The 7,810-nt window shown below is 61.6% G+C and carries 7 protein-coding genes and 1 pseudogene; all 8 read right to left on the reverse strand.

Features of this window, described 5'->3' with window-relative positions; all coding sequences use genetic code 11:
• The coding region (locus V7080_RS21400; RefSeq protein ID WP_334190417.1) for a flagellar biosynthesis protein FlhA at positions 1–1,263 on the reverse strand (1,263 nt) is incomplete at its 3' end.
• Positions 1,260–2,432: a flagellar biosynthesis protein FlhB gene (gene flhB, locus V7080_RS21405; RefSeq protein ID WP_334190418.1), complete on the reverse strand. Its 1,173-nt coding sequence runs from the start codon at positions 2,430–2,432 to the stop codon at positions 1,260–1,262. The genes V7080_RS21400 and flhB, both read right to left, overlap by 4 nt.
• 135 nt (positions 2,433–2,567) lie before the next feature.
• Complete coding sequence (locus V7080_RS21410; protein ID WP_334190419.1) at positions 2,568–3,782, reverse strand: EAL and HDOD domain-containing protein; 1,215 nt, start codon at positions 3,780–3,782, stop codon at positions 2,568–2,570.
• Positions 3,783–3,904: 122 nt separating this feature from the next.
• Positions 3,905–4,303 (reverse strand): chemotaxis response regulator CheY, encoded by a 399-nt coding sequence (cheY, locus tag V7080_RS21415; RefSeq protein WP_326508092.1) that lies wholly within the window; start codon positions 4,301–4,303, stop codon positions 3,905–3,907.
• A gap of 221 nt (positions 4,304–4,524) precedes the next feature.
• Positions 4,525–5,598 carry a protein-glutamate methylesterase/protein-glutamine glutaminase gene (locus V7080_RS21420; protein WP_334190420.1) on the reverse strand — a complete coding sequence of 358 codons (1,074 nt, stop codon included), beginning with the start codon at positions 5,596–5,598 and terminating at the stop codon, positions 4,525–4,527.
• A 39-nt stretch (positions 5,599–5,637) separates the two neighbouring features.
• On the reverse strand, positions 5,638–6,246 hold the full coding sequence (cheD, locus tag V7080_RS21425; RefSeq protein WP_334190421.1) for a chemoreceptor glutamine deamidase CheD: 609 nt from the start codon (positions 6,244–6,246) through the stop codon (positions 5,638–5,640).
• The gene (locus V7080_RS21430; protein ID WP_334190422.1) at positions 6,243–7,154 is read right to left on the reverse strand and encodes a CheR family methyltransferase; all 912 of its coding nucleotides are present in this window, start codon (positions 7,152–7,154) and stop codon (positions 6,243–6,245) included. Before V7080_RS21430 ends, cheD begins: the two co-directional genes overlap by 4 nt.
• A gap of 234 nt (positions 7,155–7,388) precedes the next feature.
• A pseudogene (locus V7080_RS21435) lies at positions 7,389–7,810 on the reverse strand (methyl-accepting chemotaxis protein); the annotation flags it as partial.

Raw genomic sequence — 7,810 nt, forward strand, 5'->3', positions numbered from 1 at the left:
CTCAAGGGCGATCCGGTAGGCGGATGGCTTGAGTTCGAGGTTGTCGCGGATATGCACCGGCGGCGACAGGAAGCCGACTTCCTGCGCGAATTTCTTGCGTATGCCCTTGATCCGGCGCAGCAGTTCGCCGCTCTGGCCCTTGTCCACCAGCGGAATCAGGCGGTAGCCGACTTCGAGGCCAAGGATATCCACCGGCATGATGTCCTGCCAGCTCGCCTCTTCCATTTCCGGCGCGGCGACCGCCACTTCCGGCTCAGGAGGCGGTGCTTCCGCCGCTTTCTTCGCGCGCTGCGACAGCATGTAAGCCCCGCCTGCCATGATCCCGGCCAGGAACAGGAATGCCACGTGGGGCATGCCGGGGATCATGCCCATGCCGCCGATGATGGCGGCGGTAATGTACAGCACCTGCGGCTTGGCGAACAACTGGCCGACAAGCTGGCTGCCGATATCCTGTTCGCTGGCGACGCGCGACACCACCACGCCGGCGGCGGTGGAAATGATCAGCGAGGGAATCTGTGCAACGAGGCCGTCACCGATCGCCAGCAGGGTGTAATTCTTCAACGCCGCATCGAACGCCATTTCATGCTGGACCATGCCGACGATCAGGCCGCCGACGACGTTGATGACGGTGACGATGATGCCTGCGATCGCATCGCCGCGCACGTATTTGCTGGCGCCGTCCATCGCGCCGTAAAACTCGGCTTCCTGGCCGACTTCGGTCCGGCGGCGGCGGGCTTCCTGCTCGCCGATCAGGCCGGCATTCAGGTCGGCATCGATCGCCATCTGCTTGCCGGGCATTGCGTCCAGGGCGAACCGGGCGCCCACTTCGGCGATCCGGCCTGCGCCCTTGGTCACCACCGTGAAGTTGATGATGGTAAGGATCACGAACACCACGATACCGACGGTATAGTTGCCGCCGATGAGGAAGTGGCCGAAGGCTTCGATCACCTTGCCGGCCGCGTCGGGGCCGGTATGGCCGTCCGTCAGCACCACGCGGGTGGAAGCAACGTTGAGCGACAGGCGCAGCATGGTCGATACCAGCAGCACGGTCGGGAACACCATGAAATCGAGCGGCTTCACTGTGTACAGCGCGGTCAGCAGCACGATCACCGACAGGGCGAGATTGAAGCTGAAAAAAATGTCGAGGATGAATGGCGGCAAGGGCAGCACCATCATCGCCAGCATCATCACGATCAGCAGCGGCGCCGCAAATGCCTTGCTCGCGCTGCCGGTAAGCCAGGGCGGAATTCTCAGGCTGTTCATTGCATCATCCCGTTACCTGCTGCCGGTTGCGTACCGGCCTGGAGTGGATCGAGCTGCGGCGGCACCTCGATCTTGCGCGGCACATCCGGACGCTCGCCGCCGTGCTTGTTGTAGGTGCGCAATTGGAATACATAAGCCAGTACTTCAGCGACTGCCGTATACAGCGCTTCGGGGATCTCGTCGCCCAGTTCGGTATGGCGGTAGAGTGCACGGGCAAGCGGCGGCGCTTCCAGCAGCGGCACCTTGTGCTCGGCGGCCAGTTCGCGAATCTTTGCCGCCACTTCGTCGGCGCCCTTTGCAACGACCTTCGGTGCGCCCATGGCGCCGTCGGCATACTTGAGCGCCACCGCATAGTGGGTCGGGTTCGTGACCACCACGTCGGCGGTCGGCACTTCGGTCATCATTCTGCGGCGGGCCATCTCGCGCTGCAGGGAGCGGATCTTCGCCTTGACCTGCGGATCGCCATCGGATTCTTTGGCTTCCTGGCGCAGTTCCTCGCGCGTCATCATGAGCTTCTTGGCGTAACTCCACATCTGGTAAGGCGCATCGATCATCGCCACGACCGCCAGCCCGCCGACGATGGCAATGAAGCCGCCCATCAGCAGCCGTCCGAGATGGGCGCCGCCGGATTCGAGCGGCTCGACCGCGAGGGTCAGCATCGCATCGATCTGGCTCGACACCACCAGCCAGGAAATCGTCCCGACGAGGACGGCCTTGATGATCGCCTTGAGCAGTTCCACGCCTGCGCGGGCCGACACCAGGTTGCCGAGACCATTGATCGGATTCAGGCGGTCGAACTTTGGCATCAGCGCCTTGCCGGAAAAGAGCCAGCCGCCGATCAGGAGGGGCGACGCAGCGGCAACCACCATGAGGAGTACCGCGAGGGGAGCGAAGGCAATCAGAAGATCGACCACGTGTACGCTCAGGCCGGCGACCAGCAGGTTGAAGTCGAACGCCTGCTCGCGGTTGAGTGCCAGTCCGGACGCCAGCATCCGGTTGAGCTGGCGGACCATGCTTTCACCGGTAAACCAAAGGCCGCACCCGGCCGCCAGCAGCACGGTGCAGGTGGCGAGCTCGCGCGAACGCGGGACATCGCCCTCCTCCCGGGCTTGCTCCAGCCGTCTTGGCGACGCTGGTTCGGTTTTTTCAAGTTCGCTGTCTCCGGCCATTGCCGACTCCCATGGCGATCCTCACAATCTGGGGACCGATTAGAGACGATTATTGACGGAATGCAACAAATACGATCGTGGGAACAGGCAGGGAAACCTGCCGCTTTTCAGGGGCGGCAGGTCGGAGGCGGGCATTTACAGCTTGAGGCTTTGTGCCCAGGCCAGGGCAGACAGGTGCGCATCGTTGACCTGCTTCGGGCTGATGCACAGCGATGTGGCCATCGCCTCGACTTCAGCCGTATTGAGCTCGCAGGCCTCGGCCAGTGCGAGGAAGGGACCGTAGATGCCTTCGCGGGTGAGCAAGGCTTCCGATACCGCGTCGGAAAGCTGCACTTTTTCGAGCACGTCCTCCATCGGCACGCCAAAGAGCTTGTCGAGAAGCGAGAACATGCCTGCCACGAAGAGGTTCTCCGCCTCGTTTTTCGGCAGGAAGGTCTGGCCGAGCAGTTCCGCGAAACGGCCGCGAATGACTGCCGTTTCCATCAGGACCGGCGAATAGCTGGAGGTCGACGCCGTCGCCAGCAGGAGCGCAAGCCAGCGGTAGAGCGGCGTATAACCAAGCATCGTGACCGCGTGCTTGAGCGACTGGATTTCGCAGCCGAGGCCGAAACCGGCGGAGTTGATGTACCGCAGCAGCTTGTAGGACAAGGCCGCGTCGCGCTTGAGCAGGCCTTCGAGCTGGCGGACGTCGGCGTTCTGCCGCACCATGTCCATCAACTGCAGGATCATCGTCTGGGCAGGGTTGAGTTCCTTCATGCCGTTGCCCTGGCGCGGCGTCAGGTGCAGTTTGCCGACGAAAGCATGGATGCCCAGCTTGGCGCATACGTCGTACTGCTCCCAGCTCGATACGCCCCGCGCGACCATGCGGGTCGCGGCGATATCCAGCGAACGGTAGAGCTGCACATGGGCGACAAAATTGCCGACATTGAGCGGCGTTTCCACATGCGTCATTTGTGTCAGGATCGAGCGGTCCACCGCCGCCAGCTTGGCGCCGCGCAGCGATACGCCATACCCCGCCCCCCGCAGCGCCCTGATCGCCGGCAGCACCTCCGGGTCGGCCAGATCGTCGCCGTACACGGCGATCACCGTGCCCTTGGACGGCAGGCTTGCGTACGCGCCGGCTTTCAACGTGGCCGCCGATGCGGCGATGAAGACAAGGTGGTTGCCCATCAGCGGGCTGCCGTCGCCGGCGCTCGCGAGGTCGGAAACGAACGTTGCCAACGCCTCCGCGTCCGCATCGCTCGGACGTTCCAGCGCATCGGCATTTTTCTGCCAGCACAGTTCGTATCCGATCACCTCTTCCTGCAGGTTCAGCAGGGGCTCTCGGACAATGAAATTCTCATCTTGCATAGGATGTTCTTTGATTAAGCAGGTAAATCGGCGATGACATGCTGTGAACGTTGCATGCCTGGCATCCACTGCTCCATGCCGGAAGACCGGCGCGGCGGATGCCCGGCACGCGCACTACTGGTTCAGGCGCCGACCTTTTCCAGTTTCTCGAAGATCTTCGACAGTTTTTCGTCGAGCGTGGCGGCGGTGAATGGCTTCACCACGTAGCCGTTGGCGCCGGCCTGGGCCGCCGCGATGATGTTTTCCTTTTTCGCTTCCGCCGTCACCATCAGTACCGGCAACTTCGACAGCGCGGCGTCGGCGCGGATGTTCTGCAGCATCGTCAGCCCGTCCATCACCGGCATGTTCCAGTCGGAAATGACGAAGTCGAATTGCTCGCTTCTCAGCTTGGACAGCGCCATCGAGCCGTCTTCGGCCTCGTCAACGTTGGTATAGCCAAGCTCCTTGAGCAGGTTGCGCACGATGCGGCGCATCGTCGAGAAATCGTCTACTACCAGGAATTTTGTATTCGGACCAGCCATGAATGACTCCAATAATTCTTAACACTGTTATCGGCCTTATCGGCCGTTCAACACCAAAACTTGAGGGTCCTGCCGCAGGCTATTATGCACCGTGTCATCCCTCGCCGTAGTCAAAGGATGACGAAAACCAACGATTTTCTGTGCACCTGAAAACGAACTGCCGCCTTCGTTTATCTTCTGATAACCATTCGCTGTATGCGACCGTGCCGGAGGCTGCCGCATCACACCCGCAGCGCCCGGCTGCTGTTCGCCGCAAGATATTCCAGCACCATGCGCGGCAAGGCCTGCAGGGCGCCGACCTCGTGGGCCGCGCCGACAGCGATTGCTTCCCGCGGCATGCCGAACACCACGCAGCTCGCCTCGTCCTGTGCGAAGTTATGCGCGCCGGCGTTGCGCATGCGCAGCATGCCCGCGGCGCCGTCCTTGCCCATGCCGGTCAGGATGACGCCGACCGCGTTCTTGCCCGCGCATTCCGCGGCAGATTCGAAGAGCACGTCGACCGACGGCCGGTGCCGGTTGACCGGCGGCCCCTGGTCCAGCCTGGTGACATAGTTTGCCCCGCTGCGCGCCAGCAGAAGGTGGGAATGCCCCGGGGCGATGAATGCATGTCCCGGCAAAACCCGCTCGCCGCCCGCCGCTTCGTTAACGGAAATTTTGCAGAGGCTATCCAGCCGTTTCGCAAAGGAGCGGGTGAAACCCTCGGGCATGTGCTGCGTGATCAGGATGCCCGGGCAATCCGACGGCATCTGCATGAGGAAGTCCTTGATCGCTTCGGTACCGCCGGTTGACGCCCCGATGATGATCAGCTTTTCGCTGCTCATGAGCGGATTGCGGAGCATCGGCAGCGCGCCACCTCCGGTGGCCGGACCGGCCGGCGCAATCGCGCGGGCACGGATGCGTGCCTTTGCCGCGCCGCGCACCTTGTCGGCGATGGTGTCCGCGTATTCCTGCATGCCGCTCTGGATCGACAGCTTCGGCTTCGTAACGAAATCGACCGCACCGAGTTCAAGGGCGCGCAAGGTAATCTCCGACCCGCGTTCGGTCAACGACGACACCATGACCACAGGCATCGGCCGCAGCCGCATCAGCTTTTCAAGAAAGTCCAGGCCGTCCATGCGCGGCATCTCGACGTCCAGCGTCAGGACGTCGGGGTTGGTTTGCTTGATCATTTCCCGGGCCACGATCGGGTCCGGCGCAACGCCGACCACCTGCATGTCAGGCTGCCGGCTGATGATCTCTGTCATGACGCTGCGGATCAGCGCCGAGTCGTCCACGATCAGTACCTTGGTTTTCATAGTGTTGTCTGGCTGTGACTGTGCATTGAATATGACCGGTCAAAACAATTCGACCGCGCCGGCGACCGGTGTCGACAGCAGGCGTTGCGCGTAATCCTGCTCGCGGTTCACCAGCGTATTGTTGTTGAGCTGCTTGAGCTTCTTGACCAGCACCTTGCCGGTACGCGGGAAGTAGTACACCTTGCGGGGATAAATGTCGTTCAGATCCTCGGCCATCGTGCGGATGTTTTCGGCGCGCAGGTACTCGCGCACGAAGTTCGCATTGCGCTCCCCTACATTGATGGCGACGAATCCGCGCAGCACGTTGCCGCCGCCAAACACCTTCGCCTCCAGGTTCTCCCGCCTTGCACCGGCTTTCAACAGATCGTTGATCAGCACTTCCATTGCGTAGGTACCGTACCGCATCGATGCCGATACCGGGCTGTCCGCGTCCGAGCCGCCGTCCGGCAGCATGAAGTGGTTCATGCCGCCGATGCCGGACACCCTGTCCCTGATGCATGCGGAAACACAGGAGCCGAGCACGGTCACGATGACCATGTCCTTGCAGGTGTAGTAGTACTCGCCCGGCAGTATCTTGGCCGCGTCGCAATCGAATGTCCGGTCGTAATAGACATTGGTTGCAAACTGTTCTTCGAATCCTTCTTTCATATCATGCTTCTCATGGCATTTCGGGTCGCACCGGCCATGCCGGGTGTGGTGGGGGCGCTGCCGCGGTGAGTGGAGAGTTCGTACACGGTCTTGCCCCTGAGCTTGAACGCATCGCTTACATACAGGAAGTTTTCCGAATGCCCGGCGAACAGCAGCGCGTCCGGTTTCATCAGCGGCGCGAATCGGGACAATATTTTCCCCTGTGTCGGCTTGTCGAAATAAATCATTACATTGCGGCAGAAGATCGCATCGAAGGGCCCTGTTACGGGCCATTTGTCGGCCAGCAGATTGAGCGGTTGAAAGGTGATCAACTGGCGCAGTTCCTGCCTGACTCTGACCATCCCCTCCTGCCGGCCCTTGCCGCGCAGGAAGAAGCGTTTCATCCGCTCCGGTGACATCTTCTCCACCCTTTCCATCGGATAAACACCGTTAGACGCCGTCGCCAAAACATTGGTATCGATATCGGTGGCCACGATCTGGACCGGCGGCGTCAGGCTCCCGAAGGCTTCGCACAAGGTGATCGCGATAGAGTACGGTTCCTCCCCGGTGGAACTGGCGGCGCACCACACCGACATCGGCTCGCCTTTGCGCATGGCATGGTCGGCCAGCAACGGAAAATGATGCGCCTCGCGAAAGAAGGACGTCAGGTTGGTGGTCAGCGCATTGGTAAAGGCTTCCCATTCCGAATGATCCGGCCGACTTTCAAGGTCGTCCAGGTACTGCTGGAAGGACTGGATGCCGGTTGCGCGCAGGCGTCTCGCCAGCCGGCTATAGACCATTTCCTGCTTGCTTTCCGAGAGTGCGATTCCGGCGTTCCGGTAAATCAGGGTCCGCACACGCTCAAAATCGCGCGAAGTGAATTCGAACTCCTTGCTGGAGTCCGGCCTGGTTTGTTTTGATGCAGTCAGCACGCTGCGCTTCTTTCATATAAACCGGTGGTCCGACACGCCGCGCCGGCAGCGTCCGGATGTACCGTCTTGCCTTTTCCGTCATCGTGCGTGCGCAAACCGATCCTTGCGAAAAATTGCACCGCAGCAGTGCTCACCATACCCCCACCGCGCTGCCGGCGATGAGCAGAACAAAGCGCCATTCCCGTATCTGTTGATTCGTTCAAATGAAATGCCTCTACGCCGATGGATGCATCAGAATTCTTCCCATTCCCCACCCGGAACAGGCGCCGGCGTGGTGCGGGGCTGCGCATCCGGATGGACTTTCAACGCACGCGCCGGTGAAGCGGATTTTGCGACGGCCACCGCACGCACAGGCGCCGGCTTCGATGTCATTGCCGACACCGGCCCGCTCGTCTTGCCCGTCGCCGCATGCATCGCCGACAGTTTGAACACTGCCACTGCATCAGCCAGCGCGCCGGCCTGCGTCTGCATGCTTTGTGCCGCTGCCGCCGCCTGCTCCACCAGCGCCGCGTTCTGCTGCGTCATTTCATCCATCTGGCTGATGGCGCGGCTGACTTCCTGTATTCCCCCGCTCTGCTCTTCGCTGGCGGCGGTGATTTCGCTCATGATGTCGGCGACATGCTTGACCGAGGTCACGATCTCGTTCATCGTCG

Origin of the sequence: Noviherbaspirillum sp., assembly GCF_036846085.1 — a bacterium.
Classification (GTDB): domain Bacteria; phylum Pseudomonadota; class Gammaproteobacteria; order Burkholderiales; family Burkholderiaceae_D; genus Noviherbaspirillum.

Bases quoted from the DNA above. Each gene is read 5' to 3' on its own strand.
- flhB (WP_334190418.1), bottom strand. From the start codon at position 2,432: ATGGCCGGAGACAGCGAACTTGAAAAAACCGAACCAGCGTCGCCAAGA.
- V7080_RS21410 (WP_334190419.1), bottom strand. From the start codon at position 3,782: ATGCAAGATGAGAATTTCATTGTCCGAGAGCCCCTGCTGAACCTGCAG.
- cheD (WP_334190421.1), bottom strand. From the start codon at position 6,246: ATGAAAGAAGGATTCGAAGAACAGTTTGCAACCAATGTCTATTACGAC.
- cheY (WP_326508092.1), bottom strand. From the start codon at position 4,303: ATGGCTGGTCCGAATACAAAATTCCTGGTAGTAGACGATTTCTCGACG.
- V7080_RS21420 (WP_334190420.1), bottom strand. From the start codon at position 5,598: ATGAAAACCAAGGTACTGATCGTGGACGACTCGGCGCTGATCCGCAGC.